This is a genomic window from Methylobacterium phyllosphaerae, assembly GCF_001936175.1.
Lineage (GTDB): Bacteria > Pseudomonadota > Alphaproteobacteria > Rhizobiales > Beijerinckiaceae > Methylobacterium > Methylobacterium fujisawaense.
In genome coordinates, this window is the sequence record NZ_CP015367.1 from 2,202,602 (window position 1) to 2,222,100 (window position 19,499).

A 19,499-nucleotide genomic window follows, 5' to 3' on the forward strand; every position below is an offset into this window, starting at 1 on the left:
CGCGGGCGCCACGGCGCAATTTCCCGGGCTGCAGCTCAGCTCCGCGGGCCGCAGCTGCCGGTGCTGCCGTCGGTGGCCCAGAGATTGGCGCCGCCCCCCGGCGGGCATTGGCCCGGCAGCGCCAGGGTTATCAGCTTGGCGAAGGCGCTGGCCTCGTCCTCGCCGTAGCCGATCTCGCCGACCATGCGGCCGGACTTGTCGAACAGCGCCACGGTGGCGGAATGCTCCATCGTGTAGTCGCCGTCCTTAGTCGGCACGTGCTTGTAGGCGACGTGATAGGCGTCGGCCATGCGGGCGACCTGCTCGGGCGTGCCGACGAAGCCGCGGATGCGCGGATCGAAGGAGGCGAGATAGTCCCGCAGGGTGTCGGGCGTGTCGCGCTGCGGGTCCAGGGTGACGAAGACGACGTTGAGGCGATCCGCATCGCGGCCCATCCGGCCGAGGGCGGTCGACAGGGTGGCGAGCGTCGTCGGGCAGACATCCGGGCAGTGGGTGAAGCCGAAGAACAGGACGGCCGGTTTGCCGCGGAGGTCGGCCTCAGTCACCGGGCGGCCCTCGAGATCCGCCATCGTGAACGGGCCGCCCACCTTTCGGGGATGGCTGAACCGCGAGCCCTGCTGCAGGACGATCGCCCCGGTTCCGGTGGCGACCACGGCAACGAGGGCGGCGGAGGCGATGAGTGCGAGGGGGCTCGGTGCCATGCTGTGACCTGCGACGGCGCGTCGATGCTGCCCATATGGGGTTCGTGTCGACCGGCGTGAGGCCGCGGCGCGCCGTGCCGCGCCAGTCTTACGTCCGGGCCGAGCCGGTTGGCCAGGCTTCGGTCGGCCACCCGGAGCGGCGCGAGGCCGCGCGTCGCAGGGGCCGGAGCGCCGCCCCGAAGCCTGGCCGTCCCGGGGACCACCCGCTCGGGCCAGCCGACGGGAGGCCGCGACGCTCGGACGGCCAACTGCCCTTACGAGGCCTGCGCCAGAGGCCGAAGCGGGAGCGCGGATTGCGCGGTGGCGAGGATCTCGTCCATCTCGGACTTCGGCATGGCGTGACCGAACAGGTAGCCCTGGCCGAATTGGCAGCCCTGGTCGGACAGCCAGTCGAAACTCGCGTCCGTCTCGATCCCCTCGGCGGTGGTGGAGAGGCCGAGGCTCGCCCCGAGCTTGATGATGGCATCGACCAGCTTGGCCCGCTCGTCGCTCATCGTGATCGCGTCGACGTAGCTGCGGTCGATCTTCAGCTTGTCGAACTTCAATTCACGCAGGTGGTACAGGCTCGAATAGCCGGTGCCGAAATCGTCCAGCGCGATGCGCACCCCGAGCTCACGCAGCGACAGCAGGGTCATCCGGGTCGCTTCCAGGTCCTGGATCAGGGCGCTCTCGGTGATCTCGACCTCGAGGCGCTGCGGTGGGAAGCCGGTCTCGGTCAGGATCCCCAGGATCCGCTGGGCGAGCCACGCGTCCTGGAACTGCTGCGGAGCGATGTTGACCGCCAGGATCAGGTGGGGCGGCCAAGCCCGGGCATCCAGGCAGGCGCGACGGATCAGGTTGTAGCTGAGATCGCCGATCATCCCGGTCTCCTCCGCCACCGGGATGAACTCGCTGGGGGCGACCAGTCCGCGCGTCGGATGGCGCCAGCGCGCCAGCACCTCGACGCCGACGATCTCCCGCTCGGGCAAGGACACCACCGGCTGGTAGAAGGGTTCGATCGCCCCGGTCTCGATGGCGCTGCGGAGTTCCGTCTCCATGCGGGCCCGGGCCCGCAGCTCCGCGTCCATGGCGCTGCGGAAGAACCGGAATTTACCGCGCCCGTCCTTCTTGCCCTGGTACATCGCGAGGTCGGCCGCATGCAGCACCGCGTCGGCATCCCCATGGTCGGCCGATACCGCGGCGACCCCGACCGTCGCGCCGACCTTGAGGTCGTTCTGGTTCCACGTCACCGGCTCGGCGATCCGCGCGATGACAGTCTGGGCGAGGCGCCTCAGCCCCTCGCTTTCGTAGCGCAGCGGGACCAGCATGGCGAATTCGTCGCCGCCCAGCCGAGCCGCGAGGCCGCCCGGCGGGACGAGCTGCTGGAGACGCTCGGCCACGGCGCACAGGACGGCGTTGCCCGCAGCATGGCCGTAGAGATCGTTGACCGGCTTGAACCGGTCGAGATCGATCAGCAGCACCGCCGAATCCCCGGTAGCCGAGGCATGCGCGCGCTCCACGGCATCGATGAAGCGGCGACGGTTCGCGAGGCCCGTCAGCCCGTCATGTCGAGCGATCGCTTCGGCCTGCGCGGCGGCGGCGGCGCGTTCGAGCATCAGCCGGCGGAGGATGATCGACTTGCGGATGCTGGCGCCGCATTGGGCGACGCCCATGCAGGCGGCCAGCAGCAGGAGGTCGGTGAGGTTGTAGGCGGCAACGAGACCGTTGAGGTAGTCGAAGGTCCCGAGGGTGACGCCGACGAACCAGATCCCGACGCCGATGACGAGCAGGCACAGGGTCTCGTAAAGCTCGCCGCGACCCCACGTGGTCGGCGTCTCGATCGGCATGTTCTGGACCCGGTTCCCGAAGCGATCTTGAAGCATGCTGTCCGCTAAGGCGGCGTAAATATCATGTCCAACGTGGTCGGCTATTTACATCGTTGCGCGCGAAGGTCTTGGTTTAATTTGAATTAAGGCGCGCATCTCTATCGCGCCTGTCAAATCATGCCGTCGGCAGGGTCGCCGCCATCTCTGGATCCCGCTGGCGGCCCGAACGGCGATCGTCCGGACGTTTCGCCGGTTCGGGGTGTCGGACCGGCGCCCTCACTCCCGGGCCGCGGCTTCCGCGCGCTGCGCACTCGCGCGGCTCTCCTGAAGGGCGGCGGCCGCCTTGACGATCGACAGGATGCCGCTGCGGGTCGTCTCGTCGGGGATGCTGGTGAAGGCCAGGACCAGTTCGAGCACCTTCGGATCATCGAACAGGGCCGCAGGTCCGGCCTTATCCCGTCCGCTCTCCTGCAGATCGGCGAAGAAGGTATCCACCGGCACCTTCAGCAGGTCGGCGATGGCCTGGAGACGGCCGGCACCGATGCGGTTGCGGCCCTTCTCGTACTTCTGAACCTGCTGGAAGCTGACGCCGATCGCTTGGCCGAGATTCGTCTGGCTCAGCCCCTGCGCCACCCGGAGCGCCGCGATGCGTCCGCCGATCGTGCGGTCGGCGTCGGTGGCGGATTTGGGCTTCGGGGAGGATGACATGGATGAGAGCTTTCGGCGTGGTGGATTGATCGCGAGTTAACTCGCCGTGGCGGCGAAAAACACAACCGAGAAATGCTTAGTGCACCAACAAGTTGCGCGTGCCAAGTCTGCGTGGGACGCATACCTTGGCCATTGGCCGGGCGCGGCTGGGCCATTCGTCGCGCGCACGCCGCGTTGTCGGCTCCAATGAATAGCGGTTCAGATCAGCCTCGAAACGCTATCGACCGAGACTCTGAGTCTATTCGGGCGACGATTTAGCGGAAATCGGAAGCGATAAAGAGTACTGAGATGTTGAATTGCGTAGGACCGGGCTGATCAGGCGCGGAAACTGCCGGCGACGTAACCGGGATGGTGCCGGCCGTGCCGTCTCAGGACTTTAATGGTGTTGCAGGAGGATCATGAGCCCGCTGAAGCCGCGCTCAAGGACCGTGCCGGTGTCGGGATTTTCCCTATGTGGCGGGGTGAACACTTTAAGTTTGAGATAAAGAAATCTATGAAATGATGTATTCATTGACCGACCCCAGCGGTAGGTTCGCCGTCCATTCACAGCGCCCGCGTCGATGACCGACTCTCTGACCACCCTCTCGGAGACTGCCGATTCCGTCCTCCGGGCCGATGCGCTGGCCGAGACCTCGGCCCTGCGCGCCCATATCCGGCGAATCCTGCGAAAACTCGCTGCGGCCAAGTCGACGCGGCGGATCGGCTGAGTGCGTCCCGGGTGCCCACCTGGGCGCCGGCGCGTGTGCCCTGCGACCCTCTGCCTCAACCCTGCAGGCAGGGAGCGGAGGCTGACCGGAGCGGGGATGTCGCGTCGCGACCCTCACGGCTCGCGGCCCGTTGAATCCGGGCCGCCCAACCCGTGACGAGGGTTCGGTCGTGCGGCCCGGCGGTCACCGGGATAAACAATCCTCGGTTGAGCAGATGTTTAAGCGTCCGTTTACCCTGCGGCTCGAGAGTTCCGAACTCAGTCGGAGCTTAATGAGCAGCCATGCTTGATGTCGCCTTCTGGTGGTGCGTAGCCGTGGCGATGACCGGATCGGTCGGCTTGGTCGGCATTGCCCTCGTCGCCGGACGCACGGTCCGATCGCAGCCGCGCGGCGTTCCGCTCTCCCGGAGCGAGCCGCTCGTCCTGCGTCACTTCGGTCGGGCTTGATGGAGGGAGCCTGCGGGCACGGCGGCCGCTACAGAAGGTCCGCGACCGGCTGAGCGTCGCAGAAGAAAAATGGTCGGAGTGGCCGGACTTGAACCGACGACCCCCTGTCCCCCAGACAGGTGCGCTACCGGGCTGCGCTACACTCCGACGCCGCTTAGGCTCGCGGCTCTTAGCCTCCGCGCAGCGCCCGCGCAACCCCTTCCGGCATCCGGGTTCCGTGCCGCGAGGCCGGCAGATGCTGGCACTTGCGGATCAGGACCGCTACGGGGAGCCCCCGCCCCGACGATTGCCAGAGGATCATGACGGACCGACCGATCGCCTTCGATCTCACGCGCCTCGTCACGCGCCTGCGTCACGCCAGCCCGTCCGGGATCGACCGCGTCGACCTCGCCTACGCCCGCGCCTTCCTCGGCTCGGCCGAGACAGGTGTCGGCGTCGTCTCCACAGCCGTCGGACCGCGCATCCTCGATCGCGCGCAGGCTCTGGAGATCGTCGAGGCGGTGGCGGCCGGCTGGGTCGAGGACCGGGACGCCGCCTCGGACCCGGTCTATCGGCGGCTCGCCGCCCTCTGCGGGGATCCGGCCGCGGGACCGGCAGCCCTCTCGGAGACGCCGGCCAACATCGCCGACCGGCGGCGGATCCAAGCGCGGAAGACGCTCGACATCGCCCTGCGCGGCCGGTCGGTCGCCACGCTGCCCCGGGATGCGCTCTACCTCCACACCTCGCATCTGCGCCTCGACGATCCGCGGCGGTTCGACTGGCTCTACACGCGGCGGGACGTGCGGGCCGCCTTCTTCGTCCACGATCTGATCCCGATCACCCATCCCGAATACGGCCGGTCCGGCGAGGCCGACCGCCACCGGGCGCGCCTGCGCACGATCGGCCGGCACGCCGCCGCGATCCTGGTGAATTCGGAGGATACCGGCCGGCGCACCCTCGCGCATCTCGCCGCCGAGGGGTTCGGCCGGCCGCCGGTGGCCGTGGGCCATCTCGGGGTCGAGCCCGCCTTCGGGCGCACGGGACCGCGGTTCAGGCCGGACCGGCCGACCTTCCTGGTCTGCGGCACCATCGAATCGCGCAAGAACCACCTGCTGCTGTTCCAGATCTGGCGGCACTTGGCCGAGCGGCACGGGGCTGCCACGCCCCGGCTCATCGTCGTCGGGCGCCGGGGCTGGGAGGCCGAGAGCGCGATCGACATGCTCGAACGCTGCCCTGGCGTGCAGGCCCATGTCATCGAGGCGTCGGGGTTGTCCACGCACGGGCTGGCCGCGCTGATGCGCAGCTGCACGGGATTGCTGATGCCGTCCTTCACGGAGGGCTACGGCATCCCCGTGGTCGAGGCCGCGGCTTCGGGGCTGCCGGTCATCGCCTCCGACATCCCCGTCCATCGGGAGATCGCCGACGGGTTCGCCCTGTTCCGCGACCCTCTGGACGGGCCGGGCTGGATCGAAGCGATCGAGGCGCTTGCGCAGCCCGCCGCGTCCCTGCGCGCCGAACTGGCGGGACGTCTGGACGGATATCGACCGCCGGACTGGCCCGCGCATTTCGCCGCCGTGACCCCCACCCTGGCCATGCTCTGACCGAGCCGTTCCGGTCCGATGTCCGGTCGCGCCGCCTGCGCGCCCGGCCGCACAAGTTGCGCCGCTCGGGTCTGACGAATAAGGAAAAGCGTCAGTCAACCAGCCTGGCCGAGAGCGGGCGGAACGGAGATCCTGCCGATGCGGGTGGTCGACCTCGATCGCGATACGGTCAAGCGCGGGCTCAGCGACGGCTCGATGCTGATCATCGATGTGCGTGAGCCGCACGAATTCGAGGCCGGGCACATCCCCGGTTCCGTCTCGCATCCCCTCTCCAGCTTCGATCCGCAGGCGGTGGCGGATCTCGTGGCCGCCGATGGTCGGCGCGCGGTCTTCTCGTGCGGCTCGGGCGTCCGCTCGATCCACGCGCTGATGGCCGTGCAGAATGCCGGACTCAATCTCGCCGAACACTACAAAGGCGGGTTCAAGGACTGGTACAGCGCAGGTGAGACGATCGCCTGACCTGCGGATTCAATCCGGTACACGAGACCGTGATGTGCGCTCGCGCACAAGCAACAGCGTGGCGCGCGGGTTAGGCCGCACCCGCGGCGGAACAATCGTCAAGCTCGGCGCGACCGCACGGTCAGCCAACGGACAGCAGGACCCGATGCGCAGCCGGCTTCCCAGCCTTCTCACCCTCTTGTCAGCCCTCGTCGCGGGTCTCGCGGCAGGTCCCCTCACCCCGGCGGCCCGCGCCCAGGCGCCGGGCGGGCCGCCGCCGAAGGTCACCGTGGCCAAGCCCGTGGTGCGCCAGATCGTCGAGCAGGACCAGTATACCGGTCGCTTCGACGCGATCGATTACGTCGAGGTCCGGGCCCGCGTCACCGGATATCTCGAGAAGATCAACTTCGTCGACGGCCAGACGGTGAAGAAGGGGGATGTGCTGTTCGTCATCGACCGGCGGCCCTACAAGGCGGCCCTGGAGCAGGCCCAGGCCGCGCTGGCCTCGGCCAAGGCGCGCCAGTCCTTCTCGCAGACGGATCTCGAGCGCGCGCAGACCCTGTCCCGCAGCGGCAACATCTCCGAACAGGTGACCGACCAGCGCCGGCAGGCCTCCCAGACGGCCCAGGCCGACGTCGACAGCGCGCAGGCCGCCCTCAACAACGCCCAGCTGAACTACGATTTCAGCGAGGTGAAGGCGCCCATCAACGGCCGCATCAGCCGGCGCCTCGTGACCGAGGGCAACATCGTCAGCGCCGACCAGACGATGCTGACCACGATCGTCTCGCTCGATCCGATCTATTTCAGCTACACGGTCGATGAGAAGGCGTTCCTCAAGTACCAGAACAGCCTCGGCATCGGGATGGGCCAGACCCAGCAGGGCAAGGGCGTGCCGATCCTGATCTCGCTGTCCGGCGAGGCGAAGCCGACCCGCAAGGGCACCCTCGACTTCGTCGACAACCGCGTCGACAACGCCACCGGCACGATCCTGCTGCGCGCCACCGTCCCGAACGCCGACCTGTTCATCAAGCCGGGCCTGTTCGGCATCGTCGCGATGCCGGCGACGAAGCCCTTCCAGGGCGTGCTGGTCCCCGACGAGGCGGTTGCCGCCAACCAGGACAAGCGCATCGTCTACGTGGTGGGGCCCGAGAACGTCATCCAGCAGAAGGATGTCGTGCTGGGACCGAAGGTCGACGGCTACCGGGTGATCCAGTCGGGGCTGAAGGGCGACGAGACCATCGTGGTCAACGGCCTCGCCCGGGTCCGGCCGGGGGCGAAGGTCACGCCCGAGACCGTCGAGTTGCCGCCGAGCAAGACCTGAGCCCGCGCGGCTCGTCACGAATGCCTTCGTGCGCGCCCCAGGGTGCGCCCCGCACCGACGACGCAGGGCCCCGTCCGGGAGACCGGCGGGCCTCAGAGGTTTGACCGATGCGTTTCGCCCATTTCTTCGTCGACAGGCCGATCTTCGCGTCCGTCACGTCGATCGTGTTCCTGATCCTCGGCTTCGTGGCCTACGAGAGCCTCCCGGTCTCGCAGTATCCCGAGATCGTGCCTCCGACCGTGACGGTGCGCGCCTCCTATCCGGGCGCTAATGCCGAGACCGTGGCCGCCACGATCGCGACGCCGATCGAGCAGGAGGTCAACGGCGTCGACAACATGCTCTACATGACGTCGTTGTCGACCAACGACGGCAACATGCTGCTGACCGTGACCTTCAAGGTCGGCACCAACCTCGATATCGCCAACGTGCTGGTGCAGAACCGGCTCTCGGTGGCGCAGCCGCGCCTGCCGCCGGACGTGCGCAACCTCGGCGTCACGGTGCGCAAGGCCTCCCCCGACCTGATGCTGGTCGTGCACCTGCTCTCGCCGAACAAGACCTACGACCAGAACTACCTCGCCAACTACATCTACCTGAACATCCGCGACGAGCTGCTGCGCCTCGACGGCGTCGGCGACATCACGATCTTCGGCGGCAACGAGTATGCCGAGCGCATCTGGGTCGATCCCAACAAGCTCGCCGCCTACGGCCTGTCGGTCACCGACGTCACCACGGCCCTGCAGGAGCAGAACGTCCAGGTGGCGGCCGGCCAACTCAACGGTCCGCCCGCGGCCAAGAGCGAGGCGTTCCAGCTCGTCGTTCAGTCGCAGGCGCGGTTCAAGACGCCCGAGCAGTTCGCCGAGGTGATCATCAAGGCGCAGGACGGACGCCTCGTCCGGGTGAAGGACATCGCCCGCGTCGAGATGGGGCAGAAGGACTACACGACCAACTCGTTCCTCAACGACACGCCCGCGGTGGGCATCGGCGCCTTCCAGCGGCCGGGCACGAACGCCCTGGACGCGGCGGCGTCGGTCAAGAAGGTGATGGAGGAGGTCAAGAAGAAATTCCCGCCGGACGTCGAGTACCGCATCGCCTACAACCCGACGGAGTTCATCGAGGAATCGATCCACGAGGTCTACAAGACCCTGTTCGAGGCCGTCGGCCTCGTCGTCATCGTGGTGCTGGTCTTCCTCCAGAGCTGGCGCACCGCGCTGATTCCGGTGATCGCGATTCCCGTGTCGCTGATCGGCACCTTCGCGGCGATGGCGGCCTTCGGCTTCTCGCTGAACAACCTGACCCTGTTCGGGCTGGTTCTCGCCATCGGCATCGTGGTCGACGACGCCATCGTGGTGGTGGAGAACGTCGAGCGCAACATGGCCGAGGGCCTGTCGCCGGGGGACGCCGCCCACAAGACCATGGACGAGGTCGGCGGCGCGGTCATCGCCATCGCGCTGGTGCTCGCCGCGGTGTTCGTGCCCACGGCGTTCATCCCGGGCATCTCGGGCCAGTTCTACAAGCAGTTCGCGCTGACCATCGCGGCCTCGACGCTGATCTCGGCCTTCAACTCGCTGACCCTGTCGCCGGCGCTCTGCAAGCTGCTGCTGGTCCCGCATCATGCGCGCAAGGAGCCGAAATTCTTCCTGACGCGGTTCGTGAACTGGCTGGCGAACGGCTTCAACCGCGCCTTCGACGCGACGTCGAACGCCTACGGCCGGACGATCCGCGTCCTGACCGGCGGCATCGTCGGCCTGGGCGTGATGCTGCTGGTCTATGCGGCCGTGATCGCCGGGACGCTCCATCTGGCGCAGACGACGCCCACGGGCTTCATCCCGGACCAGGACCAGGGTTACCTGATCGGCGTCGTCCAGCTCCCGTCCGGCTCGTCCCTCGACCGCACCACTGAGGTGTGTCTGCGCGCCGCCAAGCAGGCCCGGACCGTCGACGGCGTGGCCAACGCGGTGATCATCGCGGGCTTCGACGGCGCGACCTTCACCAACACGACCAATGCCGGCGTGATGTTCCTGACCCTCAAGGGGGCGAAGGAGCGCGCGGAGGTCGGTCGAAGCGCGGCCGTCATCACCGGCGACGTGCTGAAGGCCACCTCCGACATCCAGGAGGCGCGGGTCATCGTGATCCCGCCGCCGCCCGTCCGCGGCCTCGGCAACGGCGGCGGCTTCAAGATGCAGATCGAGAGCCGCCAGTCGTCGGATATCGGCCCGCTCATGGCCGCGGCCGGCGAGGTGATCGCTCAGGCCAACCAGAGCGCGGACGTGCAGCGCGTCTTCACGACCTTCGATAACTCGACGCCGCAGCTGTTCCTCGACATCGACCGTACCATCGCCCGGATGCTGAACGTGCCGCTGGCGAACGTGTTCTCGTCGGTCCAGGCGGATCTCGGCGGCACCTACGTCAACGACTTCAACACGCTGGGCCGGATCTATCAGGTGCGCCTGCAGGGCGACGCGGCGTTCCGCACCTCGGTGCAGGACATCTCGCAGATCAAGGTGCGCTCCTCCACCGGCGCGCTGGTGCCCATGGGCACCCTCGCCTCGGTGCGGGACGTGACCGGTCCGCAGATCGTGCAGCGGTTCAACCTCTACTACTCGGTCCCGGTCCAGGGCGTGGCCAAGCCGGGCGTCTCGACTGGTCAGGCGCTGACCGCCATGGAGGAGATCGCCAAGAAGGCTTTGCCCGACGGCTACTCCTACGACTGGACCGAGATCGCCTACCAGCAGAAGGCCGCGAGCGGCACCGCGGGCGCGGTCTTCGCCCTCGGCGTGCTGCTGGTCTTCCTCGTCCTCGCCGCGCAGTACGAATCCTGGGCGCTGCCGCTGGCGATCCTGCTGGTGGTGCCGACCGGGGTGCTGGCGGCGCTCGCGGGCGTGCAGTTCCGCGGCCAGGACAACAACATCCTGACCCAGATCGGCCTGATCGTGCTCATCGGCCTCGCGGCGAAGAACGCGATCCTGATCGTCGAGTTCGCCCACGACATCGAGCAGCGGGAGCATCGCGGCCCGGTGGAGGCGGCGGTGGAAGCCTGCCGCCTGCGCCTGCGCCCGATCCTGATGACCGCCTTCGCGTTCATCCTGGGCACCCTGCCGCTGGTGATCGCCACCGGCCCCGGCGCCGAGATGCGTCAGGCGCTCGGCACGGCGGTGTTCTTCGGGATGATCGGCGCGACCTTCTTCGGCCTGTTCCTCACGCCGGTCTTCTACGTGGTGATCCGCCACTTCTCGCTCTGGATCGGGCGGTTCCGGAAGAAGCACACCCACGGTGATTCCGGCGGCGCCGCGCCCGCGCACGGCTGACGGGCACACTCTCGGCTGCCGTATCCTGGAAGCCGTGCCGGATCCGCGAGGATCGGGCGCGGCTTTCGCGCGACGGGCGGGCGCGCCCGGTGTAGAGGCTGGCGCCATGCACGCCCTCGGTCGCCTCATTCTCGGGGCCTTCGCCCTCCTGCTCGCTGTTCCGGCGGGCTTCGTGGTTCTCGTCCTGGCGCTGCTCGTCGATCCGGCCGCGCAGGCCTGGCTGAGCGGCGGGGCGCTCGCCGGCCTCGACATGGCCCTGTCGGACCTCTCGGCCGGGCTCCCGCCGGAGGGACTCGCCCTGTTCGTCGCCGGCCTCGCCAAGGCGCTGTTCGTGCTGCTGTTCGTGCCCCCGGCCCTGATCGGTCTCGGCGGGGAGATCCTCGGATGTCGCGGCCTCCTGTGGTACGGCGCCGGCTGCGGCCTGCTCACCGCCGCCCTCCCCTGGCTGACTCGCGGCGCGCTCCGGTCCGGCGGGGCAACCCGGGATGCCGCCCTCCTCGCCGGCGAGGTGCGCCTGACGCTGATCCTGTTCGTGGTCGGCGCGAGTGCGGGCTTGGTCTACTGGCTGGTCGCGGGGCGCGGCGCCGGGCGCATCCGCGAGGCCGACCTCTCCGAGGATGCCTGACGGCTCCCGGCGACGTCGCCCTTGGCCGCGGACACGCGGGCGCGCTACAGGAGGCCGCTACGACACGGTATCCGATGCTCGCCCTGCGCTCCCTCGCCTTCAACATCTGCTTCTACGCCGTCACGGCGGTCCTGGCGGTCGCCGGCCTGCCCATGCTGGTCTCCGGCCGGTCGGTTCTGCGGCTGGCCCGCGCCTGGGGGCGGATCACCCTGTGGCTGCTGCGCGTCGTCGCCGGAACGCGGGTCGAGTTCCGTGGGCTGGAGAACATCCCGACGGGTCCCCTGCTGGTGGCGGCCAAGCACCAGTCGGCCCTTGAGACCCTGGCCCTCTGCACGGTGCTGCCGAACTTCGCCTACGTCCTGAAGAAGGAGCTGCTGCTGATCCCCCTGATCGGCTGGTACTTGTCGCGCAGCGGCATGGTGGCGATCGACCGGTCCAAGGGCACCCGGGCCATGAGCCTGATGAATGCCGCGGCCGGCGCGGCGATCCAGGACGGGCGCCAGCTCATCATCTTTCCCGAGGGCACCCGCCGGCCGGTCGGCGCGCCGCCCGCCTACAAGCAGGGACTCTCGCATCTCTACACCGCCCTGAAGGTCCCCTGCCTGCCCGTCGCGCTGAACACCGGCCTGTTCTGGTCGCGCAACAGCCTCGTGCGCCGGCCGGGCACGGCGGTGATCGAATTCCTGCCGCCCATCCCGCCCGGCCTGCCCCGCCAGGAGTTCCAGGCGCTGGTCCAGGATCGGCTCGAGACGGCCTCGAACGCCCTCGTCGACGGCGGCATCGCAGGCTGCGCGGCAGACGGCCATGCCGTACCGGCGGACGAGGCACCGGCCGTGGCCGCGCCGCGCCGCTGAGCCCCGCGCAACCGCCGCGTTCCGTCCCCGGTGGCGCTGAGCCAGCTTGTGGATAACGGGCATCGTCGCCACATCTGCCCTTGGGAACGTCGCGCTTGACGCCTGTGGATATCGCGCGTTAGGTTGGAACAAATGGCGAACAGAAGAGCCCTGTCCTGGTCGGCCGCGCTCCGCGACCTGAAGGACGATCGCACCCGGAGGCAGGACGTGCGTGAAGAACGCCTCAAGACGACCGCAGGTCTGCGCGGCTCGCCCGCGCTTCCCCTTTCGGCCTGGCGCGGCCGTTCCGGCCGCCGCTACGTGGTCGGGGTTCATCCGGCCGGGGGCTTCGACCTCGACGAGATGGCCCAGGCCGTGGTGATCGCCGTCCGCCGAGACAATGCGGGCATCGCCGAAATGGTCTCGGTGGCCAGCTCCAGCGAGAGTCCGCGCGATCATCTGCGGCGGACTTGGCTCGACCGTGTCCGCCGCCGGGGCGCCACCGAGATGCACGTGCATCGCCTGGCCGAGAACGACGTCGAGCGGGTGGCGATCGTCGAGGATCTGCAGGTCGACACCGTCGAGCCGGCGCAGGTCTGACCGGAAACGCCACGCGCGCGGACGGATCACGTCCGCAGCGGTCGACCCGGGGCGGCGCTGCCCCAGTTTCGCCCCTTGCATGGCCTCAAGGCGAGGCCGCGATGTCCCTGCGGGGATCGGGTCGGGGAGCGGAGCGCATGGTGCAGGATCGGACGCGGCCGGAGGGTGCCGACCAGACAGCCCCGGTGGGGCGCGCGCGGCGATCCCGGCTCGGGCTGTTCCTGCCCTACATCCTGCTCGCCCTCGTGGTGGCGGGCTGGTCGGCCGGCTGGCTGTGGATGCGTGAGCGCGCGGCCGCCGAGATCGACGGCTGGATCGCCCGGGAGGCGTCGGCCGGGCGCACCTGGACCTGTGCGGACCGCTCGCTCGGCGGCTACCCGTTCCGGCTTGAGCTGCGCTGCAGCGCCGTCACGCTCGACCGTGCCGACGGACGCTTCCGGCTGGGACCGAGCACCGCGGTGGCGCAGATCTATCAGCCGCGCCTCGTCGTGTTCGAGAGCGCCGGTCCGTTCCATGTCGAGCAGGGAGCGCTGACCGGAGACGCGTCCTGGTCCGCGCTCCAGGGCAGTTTCCACGGCGCCGCGGATGGCTTCACCCGCGCCTCTCTGGTCGTCGACGATCCCGATGTCACCGTGAAGGGGGCAGAGCCCGGTCCGATCGCGGTTGCGGGCCGGCACCTCGAACTGCACGCCCGGCCGAGCCCCGGCCGTTTCGATTCCGACGGTGCGGTGGATCTCAGCCTGCGCCTGAATCAGGCGGCGGTGCCTCAACTCGATGCCCTCACCGGAACACGGGATCCGGTCGATCTGGCCCTTGATGCGAGCCTGACGCAGGCCACCGTGTTGCGGACCGGGACGGTGGCGCGCGAGCTGGAGCGCTGGCGCCAAGCCGGCGGCAACCTGGACCTGACGGCCCTGTCGCTGGCCAAGGGCGCACAGCGCGTTCAGGCGAAGGGCACCCTCGCCCTCGATGCCGCGCACCGCCCGGCGGGCCAGATCGACCTGCGGGCGGCCGGCGTCGATGCGCTGGTCGGCAGCATCGTCGGCCAGCGCTTCGGCTCGGATCGGGGCGCGCTGGTCGGCCAGCTGGTCGGCGGCCTGCTGGGGCTGGCCCAGCGTCCGAACCCGGACGCGCCGGCCGACGCGACACCCCTCAAGGCGCTCCCACCCCTGCGGCTCGTCGACGGGAAGGTGGTCTTCAGCGGATTTCCGATCCCCAACGTCTTCGTGCCGGCGCTGTATTAGGCGGCTCTCGGTCTGAGGGGGGCTCTGAAACGCCCGGACAGGCGCGTCTTCGGCGCAAGACGATGCAACGCGCCTTGCCGCCTATCCGGGCTCATGGCCGCGCGCATCGGACACCCTGGCTCACCATTGATGTCCTGCGCCGTCAGGCCGGGGCGTTGCCGGCGAGACCGGAATGGAAAGGCGCTCGTGGTGCAGGATCTCGTGGTGCAGGATCTCGCGGCCTCGGCGCGTCGGGATCCCGGGCGGCGCTGCGGGGCTACGGGATGATCGCGCAGCGCGACGGCACGTGTCGCCCTGCGCGCGATGCCTGGTTCGTCGGCGTGGGGGCGGATTAGAGCAACGGGCCTGTCGCACGGGCCTGCTCGGCGACGCTGGATCGGCTATAGGAGGCCCATGGCCTCATCCGCGTCCCCGACCCGTATCAAGATCTGCGGGCTCAGCACCGAAGCGACTCTCACCGCCGCTCTGGACGCCGGGGCGGACTGGATCGGGCTCGTCCACTTCCCGCGCAGTCCCCGGCACGTGGCGCTGGAGCAAGCTGCCGCCCTGTCGGCCCTCGCCCGCGGGCGGGCCGAGCGGGTGATCCTGCTGGTCGATCCGGACGACGCTTTGCTCGCCGCGGCCGTCGCGGCGGTGGATCCGGATCTCATCCAGCTCCATGGGCGCGAGAGCCCGGAGCGCGTCGCGGCGATCCGCGCCCGTACTGGCCGGCCGGTGATGAAGGCCCTCGGCATCGCCACGTCCGCGGATCTCGCCGTCCTGCAGGCCTATGCTGCGGTCGCCGACCGGATCCTGCTGGATGCCAAGGCGCCGCCGGATGCGGCCCTGCCGGGCGGCAACGGCCGATGCTTCGACTGGGAGATCCTGCGCGGCGCCGCGCTTCCAGAGGGCACCATGCTGTCGGGCGGCCTCGATGCCGGCAACGTCGCCGATGCCATCGCCCGCACGGCACTGGGCGCCGTCGATGTCTCGTCCGGGGTCGAGACGGCGCCGGGGGTGAAGGATCCGGCGAAGATCGCGGCCTTCGTGGCGGCCGCGCGGCGGGCGCGCTGAGGTTTCCGCCTCAGCGCCGCGAACGGGAACCGCTCAGCGCGGCGCGGGCAGCGCGGTCCGGCCCGTATTCGGGACCGTATAGGTGCCCGCGGTCTCGCTCTCGGGCGCATAGGTGCGCAGCCGGGTCGCCTCGCGCTCGTACCGGACGGCCTCGCGGCGATGGTAGCGCGCCCGGGCGCGGGTCTTGCCCTGGCCGAGCCACGTGAAGATGCCGCCGACCACGATGCCGAGGGCCACGGCGCCGAACAGGATCGCGTAGAGCGGAAGAGCGACGCTGAAGACCGGCGCGTCCGCGTTGAACGGATCGAAGGAGAGCTGCACCGGCGCGCGGTTGGCCACCGCCAGCAGGATCACCAAGGCGGCGATCGGCAGCAGCACGAGGCTCTTCAGGAAACGGATCATCGCGCTCACAGGTCCTTCCTACTCGGCGGCCGAGGCATTCTCGCCGATCCCGGCGGCGTTGAGGCGCTGGCGCATCTCCTTGCCGGTCTTGAACACGGGGATTGCCTTCTCGGACACGGCAACGGCGGCACCCGTGCGCGGGTTGCGTCCCCGACGCGCCTCCCGGCGCTTCACCGAGAAGGCCCCGAAGCCGCGCAGTTCCACCCGGTCGCCGCGGGCCAGCGCATCGGAAATGGTGTCGAGGATCGCGTTGACCAGGATCTCCACGTCACGCTGGTAGAGATGCGGGTTCTGCTCGGCGATCCTGAGGACGAGCTCCGACTTGATCATGGCGTGGAATCTTCTCGCGGGATCGGGGCGGGCTGCGCGGTGGCGGTGGTTCAGGGTTCCGGACGCCAGAGGGCAAGCATCCCACCCCGGGCGGCCTGTGCCTCGGCCCCCACGGACCGAAGGCGCGCCGCGAGGCCGTCCAGGCCCAGGAGGTCGGCGCCGATGCCGGCCGCGGACCACAGGGTGAACCGGCTCTCCGTCGCGGGCTTCCAATCCTTGATCGGCAGGTTCGTCTGGACGCCGCGGGCACTCTCCAGCCACGCCACCGCCTGACGCTCGCCGCCGAGCTCGTCGACCAGCTTCAGCGGGATACTCTGGCGACCGCTGAACACCCGGCCGTCGGACACGGCGCCGAGTTGCGCCGGATCCATGCCCCGGCGCTCCGCGACGAGGCCCTTGAACCACGCATAGGTGTCGCCGACGACGGAGGCCAGGGCGGCGCGCGCCTCCGGCGAGGTCGGTGTGAAGCCCGACGGCTCGGCCTTGAGCGGCGACGACTTCACGGACTCGACCTTGACGCCGACCTTGTCCAAGAGCCCCGAGAAATCGGGATACTGGAACAGCACGCCGATCGATCCGACCAGGCTGGTCTCACGCGCGACGATGTGATCGGCCGCGATGGCCGTGATGTAGGCCCCGGACGCGGCCGTGCCGTCCACGAAGGCGACGATCGGCTTCTTGGCGGCGAGCGTCCGGAGGTTGCGGAAGATCTCCTCCGACCCCGTGGTCGTACCGCCGGGCGAGTTGATCGAGACGATCACGCCCTTCACCGCATCCGAATCCCCTACCCGCTTCATCAGCTTGGCGGTGGCCTCGCTCCCGGCGATGAAGCCGGAGACGGAGATGCGGGCGATCTGCGGCTGCACCGCGAATGCGCCTTCGACGCCCGTCCGCGCCCGATAGCCCAGGGCACCGACCGCCACGATGAGGCCGCCGACGCCGAGCACGCGCCAGAGGGACAACCTGCGACGCAGGCGCCGCCGGTCAATCAGCAGTTCGGCATCGGCTGCCATGCTGTCGCTTCCCCTAAAGCCCCCCGGCCGGCCCCCTCGACGGGATGCGGGCGCATCGCGCTCGCGCCGGGCAAGTCCTTGGTTTCCTTCGGCTCGCTCGGTCCGCGCCGGGCGAGGCCGGTGTTCTAGAGCATTTTCCGCAGGCGTGGATACGGGGCGCGCGAAGAAAATGACCGGGTGGCCCGTCCCTGTCGTTCCGGACGGGGCGACCCCGCCGGCGCTCCGCCATCGTCAACCTTGAATTGCTGGGCGCAAAAAAGAACCCGCGCAGGACGTCGGTCCTGCGCGGGTGTCGAAGCCAGGGATCCACCGCCCGGACGGGCCGGGCGGCGGGGTCGGCGTCTTACTCGTCGTCGGAGCGCTTCTTGTTGAAGGCGGCGCCGAGGATGTCGCCGAGCGAGGCGCCCGAATCGGCGGAGCCGAACTGGGCCATGGCCTCCTTCTCCTCGGCGACCTCGAGGGCCTTGATCGAGACCTGCACGCGGCGGGCCTTCCGGTCGAACTGGACGACGCGGGCGTCGAACTTCTCGCCGGCGGCGAAGCGCTCGGGACGCTGGTCGCCGCGGTCGCGGGCCAGCTCGGCGCGGCGGATGAAGGTCTGCATGTCGGTGTCGACGATCTTCACCTCGACGCCGGCATCCTTCACCTCGACGACCTCGCAGGTGACGATCTGGCCCTTCTTGATCTCGCCGGCCTCGGCGAAGGGGTCACCGCCGAGCTGCTTCACGCCCAGGGAGATCCGCTCCTTCTCGACGTCGACGTCGAGAACCTGAGCGCGGACCATGTCGCCCTTCTTGAACTCCTCGATGACCTGCTCGCCGGGACGGTTCCAGTCGAGATCCGACAGGTGGACCATGCCGTCGACGTCGCCCTCGAGGCCGATGAACAGGCCGAACTCGGTCTTGTTCTTGACCTCGCCCTCGACCTCGGAACCGACCGGGTGCTTCTCGGCGAAGGCCTCCCAGGGGTTCTGCAGGGTCTGCTTGAGGCCCAAGCTGATGCGGCGCTTGACCGGATCAACCTCCAGGATCTGCACCTCGACCTCCTGGGAGGTGGAGACGATCTTGCCCGGATGGACGTTCTTCTTGGTCCAGCTCATCTCGGAGACGTGGATCAGGCCCTCGATCCCCGGCTCCAGCTCCACGAAGGCGCCGTAGTCGGTGATGTTGGTCACGCGGCCCTTGAGCTTGGCGCCCTCCGGGTAGCGGGCGGCGATGCCCTCCCACGGATCGGCGAGGAGCTGCTTGATGCCGAGCGAGATGCGGTGCGTCTCGTGGTTGATCTTGATGATCTTGACCTTGACCGTCTGGCCGATGGTCACGACCTCGGACGGATGGTTCACGCGGCGCCACGCCATGTCGGTGACGTGCAGCAGGCCGTCGATCCCGCCGAGATCGACGAAGGCGCCGTACTCGGTGATGTTCTTGACGACGCCGTCGATGACCTGACCTTCCTCAAGGTTGGCCACCAGCTCCGAGCGCTGCTCGGCGCGGCTCTCCTCGAGCACGGTCCGGCGCGATACGACGATGTTGCCGCGGCGGCGATCCATCTTGAGGATCTGGAACGGCTGCGGGGTGCCCAGCAGCGGGGTGACGTCGCGGACCGGGCGGATGTCGACCTGCGAGCGCGGCAGGAACGCCACGGCGCCGTCGAGGTCGACGGTGTAGCCGCCCTTGACCTGGTTGAAGATCGTGCCGGTGACGCGGTCGTTGTTCTCGAACGACTTCTCGAGCTTGACCCAGCTCTCCTCGCGGCGGGCCTTGTCGCGCGAGATGACGGCTTCGCCCAGCGCGTTCTCGATCCGGTCGACGTAGACCTCGACCTCGTCGCCGACCTTCAGCTCGCCCTCGCGGCCAGGACCGGTGAATTCCTTCAGCGCGACACGGCCTTCCGTCTTGGCGCCGATGTCGATGACGGCCACGTCCTTCTCGATCGCGACGACGCGACCCTTGACGACGGAGCCTTCGGTGATCTCGTGTTCGAGGAAGCTCTCCTCGAGGAGGGCTGCGAAATCCTCGCGGCTCGGGCCACGCCCCAGAGCGGTACCTGCGGTCATTCTGTCTCCTGAACGGCCTCCATCGGAGGCCCGTTGCGTCGGCGGCTCGCGTTGCAGGCGCCCCCGTTCGCCGCGGCCTTCCCGGAGTCTTTCGGGAGAGGCGGCCGGTCCCGCGGGACCCGGCTTGCCGACGCGTCGATACGGATGACGAGGGCGGTCCAGCCGGAAACCTGGCGGGCGCACCGGAAAGACGGGCGCGCGAGAGGGGATCCGGGAGGACGCGGGTCCCTTACAACATCGGCCTTGCGACTTCAACCGATTAGGGTTTTAGCCTCGCCGGGCGTCGGATGGCCGCGGCGCAGGTGCGGTCTTGCGTGCGGTCTTGCCGCCGG

General features: G+C 69.2%; 17 protein-coding genes and 1 tRNA gene. 10 read left to right on the forward strand and 8 right to left on the reverse strand.

What is annotated here, in order from left to right; translation table 11 throughout:
• Positions 1-35: 35 nt before the first annotated feature.
• The 3 genes from MCBMB27_RS09775 to MCBMB27_RS09785 all read right to left on the reverse strand — a co-directional run bounded on the left by MCBMB27_RS09775 (position 36) and on the right by MCBMB27_RS09785 (position 3,214).
• Positions 36-701: an SCO family protein gene (locus MCBMB27_RS09775; RefSeq protein ID WP_075380308.1), complete on the reverse strand. Its 666-nt coding sequence runs from the start codon at positions 699-701 to the stop codon at positions 36-38.
• Positions 702-955: 254 nt separating this feature from the next.
• The gene (locus MCBMB27_RS09780; protein WP_053610277.1) at positions 956-2,527 is read right to left on the reverse strand and encodes a putative bifunctional diguanylate cyclase/phosphodiesterase; all 1,572 of its coding nucleotides are present in this window, start codon (positions 2,525-2,527) and stop codon (positions 956-958) included.
• A gap of 255 nt (positions 2,528-2,782) precedes the next feature.
• The gene (locus tag MCBMB27_RS09785) at positions 2,783-3,214 is read right to left on the reverse strand and encodes a helix-turn-helix domain-containing protein (RefSeq protein WP_043353136.1); all 432 of its coding nucleotides are present in this window, start codon (positions 3,212-3,214) and stop codon (positions 2,783-2,785) included.
• Positions 3,215-3,774: 560 nt separating this feature from the next.
• On the opposite strand from MCBMB27_RS09785, the gene MCBMB27_RS29535 reads away from it, so the two are divergent.
• Positions 3,775-3,921, forward strand: coding sequence for a hypothetical protein (locus MCBMB27_RS29535; RefSeq protein ID WP_159020313.1), 147 nt, complete (start codon positions 3,775-3,777; stop codon positions 3,919-3,921).
• Positions 3,922-4,437: 516 nt separating this feature from the next.
• Here MCBMB27_RS29535 and MCBMB27_RS09790 read toward each other — a convergent pair.
• Positions 4,438-4,514, reverse strand: a tRNA-Pro gene (locus MCBMB27_RS09790).
• A 152-nt stretch (positions 4,515-4,666) separates the two neighbouring features.
• Between MCBMB27_RS09790 and MCBMB27_RS09795 the strand changes: the two genes are divergently transcribed.
• The 9 genes from MCBMB27_RS09795 to MCBMB27_RS09835 all read left to right on the forward strand — a co-directional run bounded on the left by MCBMB27_RS09795 (position 4,667) and on the right by MCBMB27_RS09835 (position 15,366).
• The gene (locus tag MCBMB27_RS09795; RefSeq protein WP_075380309.1) at positions 4,667-5,947 is read left to right on the forward strand and encodes a glycosyltransferase family 4 protein; all 1,281 of its coding nucleotides are present in this window, start codon (positions 4,667-4,669) and stop codon (positions 5,945-5,947) included.
• Between the two features lie 138 nt (positions 5,948-6,085).
• Positions 6,086-6,406 (forward strand): rhodanese-like domain-containing protein, encoded by a 321-nt coding sequence (locus tag MCBMB27_RS09800; protein WP_075380310.1) that lies wholly within the window; start codon positions 6,086-6,088, stop codon positions 6,404-6,406.
• 145 nt (positions 6,407-6,551) lie between these two features.
• On the forward strand, positions 6,552-7,706 hold the full coding sequence (locus MCBMB27_RS09805) for an efflux RND transporter periplasmic adaptor subunit (protein WP_043380594.1): 1,155 nt from the start codon (positions 6,552-6,554) through the stop codon (positions 7,704-7,706).
• A 107-nt stretch (positions 7,707-7,813) separates the two neighbouring features.
• Entirely contained in the window at positions 7,814-11,011 is a 3,198-nt protein-coding gene (locus MCBMB27_RS09810) for an efflux RND transporter permease subunit (protein WP_043380596.1), read from the forward strand.
• A gap of 106 nt (positions 11,012-11,117) precedes the next feature.
• Positions 11,118-11,636, forward strand: a complete 519-nt coding sequence (locus MCBMB27_RS09815) for a hypothetical protein (RefSeq protein WP_043353149.1) — start codon at positions 11,118-11,120, stop codon at positions 11,634-11,636.
• Between the two features lie 74 nt (positions 11,637-11,710).
• Positions 11,711-12,490, forward strand: a complete 780-nt coding sequence (locus tag MCBMB27_RS09820) for a lysophospholipid acyltransferase family protein (RefSeq protein ID WP_075380311.1) — start codon at positions 11,711-11,713, stop codon at positions 12,488-12,490.
• Positions 12,491-12,622: 132 nt separating this feature from the next.
• Positions 12,623-13,069 carry a hypothetical protein gene (locus MCBMB27_RS09825; RefSeq protein WP_043380600.1) on the forward strand — a complete coding sequence of 149 codons (447 nt, stop codon included), beginning with the start codon at positions 12,623-12,625 and terminating at the stop codon, positions 13,067-13,069.
• 137 nt (positions 13,070-13,206) lie between these two features.
• A complete protein-coding gene (locus MCBMB27_RS09830) occupies positions 13,207-14,313 on the forward strand; it encodes a DUF2125 domain-containing protein (RefSeq protein ID WP_075380312.1) in 1,107 nt (368 codons plus the stop codon).
• Positions 14,314-14,706: 393 nt separating this feature from the next.
• Positions 14,707-15,366 (forward strand): phosphoribosylanthranilate isomerase, encoded by a 660-nt coding sequence (locus MCBMB27_RS09835; protein WP_075380313.1) that lies wholly within the window; start codon positions 14,707-14,709, stop codon positions 15,364-15,366.
• A 33-nt stretch (positions 15,367-15,399) separates the two neighbouring features.
• Here MCBMB27_RS09835 and MCBMB27_RS09840 read toward each other — a convergent pair whose 3' ends face one another.
• From MCBMB27_RS09840 to rpsA, 4 genes are all read right to left on the reverse strand, one after another.
• On the reverse strand, positions 15,400-15,768 hold the full coding sequence (locus tag MCBMB27_RS09840; RefSeq protein WP_043351022.1) for a LapA family protein: 369 nt from the start codon (positions 15,766-15,768) through the stop codon (positions 15,400-15,402).
• 18 nt (positions 15,769-15,786) lie between these two features.
• Complete coding sequence (locus MCBMB27_RS09845) at positions 15,787-16,098, reverse strand: integration host factor subunit beta (protein WP_043351019.1); 312 nt, start codon at positions 16,096-16,098, stop codon at positions 15,787-15,789.
• A 50-nt stretch (positions 16,099-16,148) separates the two neighbouring features.
• Positions 16,149-17,111: a signal peptide peptidase SppA gene (gene sppA, locus MCBMB27_RS09850; protein ID WP_043351016.1), complete on the reverse strand. Its 963-nt coding sequence runs from the start codon at positions 17,109-17,111 to the stop codon at positions 16,149-16,151.
• A gap of 343 nt (positions 17,112-17,454) precedes the next feature.
• Positions 17,455-19,167 carry a 30S ribosomal protein S1 gene (gene rpsA / locus MCBMB27_RS09855; RefSeq protein ID WP_043351014.1) on the reverse strand — a complete coding sequence of 571 codons (1,713 nt, stop codon included), beginning with the start codon at positions 19,165-19,167 and terminating at the stop codon, positions 17,455-17,457.
• Positions 19,168-19,499: the final 332 nt, after the last annotated feature.

Excerpts from the sequence above, each read along its gene's own strand:
- MCBMB27_RS09795 (WP_075380309.1), top strand. The coding sequence starts at position 4,667 with ATGACGGACCGACCGATCGCCTTCGATCTCACGCGCCTCGTCACGCGC.
- MCBMB27_RS09805 (WP_043380594.1), top strand. The coding sequence starts at position 6,552 with ATGCGCAGCCGGCTTCCCAGCCTTCTCACCCTCTTGTCAGCCCTCGTC.
- MCBMB27_RS09830 (WP_075380312.1), top strand. The coding sequence starts at position 13,207 with ATGGTGCAGGATCGGACGCGGCCGGAGGGTGCCGACCAGACAGCCCCG.
- MCBMB27_RS09825 (WP_043380600.1), top strand. The coding sequence starts at position 12,623 with ATGGCGAACAGAAGAGCCCTGTCCTGGTCGGCCGCGCTCCGCGACCTG.
- MCBMB27_RS09840 (WP_043351022.1), bottom strand. The coding sequence starts at position 15,768 with ATGATCCGTTTCCTGAAGAGCCTCGTGCTGCTGCCGATCGCCGCCTTG.
- MCBMB27_RS29535 (WP_159020313.1), top strand. The coding sequence starts at position 3,775 with ATGACCGACTCTCTGACCACCCTCTCGGAGACTGCCGATTCCGTCCTC.
- MCBMB27_RS09810 (WP_043380596.1), top strand. The coding sequence starts at position 7,814 with ATGCGTTTCGCCCATTTCTTCGTCGACAGGCCGATCTTCGCGTCCGTC.
- rpsA (WP_043351014.1), bottom strand. The coding sequence starts at position 19,167 with ATGACCGCAGGTACCGCTCTGGGGCGTGGCCCGAGCCGCGAGGATTTC.
- MCBMB27_RS09845 (WP_043351019.1), bottom strand. The coding sequence starts at position 16,098 with ATGATCAAGTCGGAGCTCGTCCTCAGGATCGCCGAGCAGAACCCGCAT.
- MCBMB27_RS09775 (WP_075380308.1), bottom strand. The coding sequence starts at position 701 with ATGGCACCGAGCCCCCTCGCACTCATCGCCTCCGCCGCCCTCGTTGCC.
- MCBMB27_RS09785 (WP_043353136.1), bottom strand. The coding sequence starts at position 3,214 with ATGTCATCCTCCCCGAAGCCCAAATCCGCCACCGACGCCGACCGCACG.
- MCBMB27_RS09820 (WP_075380311.1), top strand. The coding sequence starts at position 11,711 with ATGCTCGCCCTGCGCTCCCTCGCCTTCAACATCTGCTTCTACGCCGTC.
- MCBMB27_RS09835 (WP_075380313.1), top strand. The coding sequence starts at position 14,707 with ATGGCCTCATCCGCGTCCCCGACCCGTATCAAGATCTGCGGGCTCAGC.
- MCBMB27_RS09780 (WP_053610277.1), bottom strand. The coding sequence starts at position 2,527 with ATGCCGATCGAGACGCCGACCACGTGGGGTCGCGGCGAGCTTTACGAG.
- MCBMB27_RS09800 (WP_075380310.1), top strand. The coding sequence starts at position 6,086 with ATGCGGGTGGTCGACCTCGATCGCGATACGGTCAAGCGCGGGCTCAGC.
- MCBMB27_RS09815 (WP_043353149.1), top strand. The coding sequence starts at position 11,118 with ATGCACGCCCTCGGTCGCCTCATTCTCGGGGCCTTCGCCCTCCTGCTC.
- sppA (WP_043351016.1), bottom strand. The coding sequence starts at position 17,111 with ATGGCAGCCGATGCCGAACTGCTGATTGACCGGCGGCGCCTGCGTCGC.